Origin of the sequence: Streptomyces sp. NRRL WC-3549 (genome assembly GCF_000721935.1) — a bacterium.
Lineage (GTDB): Bacteria > Actinomycetota > Actinomycetes > Streptomycetales > Streptomycetaceae > Streptomyces.
The window spans coordinates 1-268 of the sequence record NZ_KL585460.1 but is presented as its reverse complement, the minus strand read 5'-3'; the positions used below and the strand labels follow the sequence as shown (position 1 = coordinate 268).

General features: G+C 72.4%; 1 pseudogene. It reads left to right on the top strand.

What is annotated here, in order from left to right:
• A pseudogene (locus tag IH13_RS0135825) lies at positions 1 to 268 on the top strand (hypothetical protein); the annotation flags it as partial.

Genomic DNA, 268 nt, shown 5'->3' with positions numbered 1-268 from the left:
CGCCTCACCTGGGTCCTGTGGGGCGCAGTCAGCGCAGCCGCGGTGTGGTCCCAGGCCCCGGCCCACGGACCCACCCTCGCCGCCGGCATCGCTGTCCTCGCCTGGACCATCGCCTCCACCCCCGCCCTGCGAGGCCTGAGCCTGCGCCCGGTCGTCAACAACGTCCTCCCGCCCGCTCCGGCCTTCCAGCCGCAGATCGAGATCCGGCCCGAGATGCACATCCCCGCCCGGCCCGGGACTGTAAAACGTTTGGCTCTGTCCCGTAGTC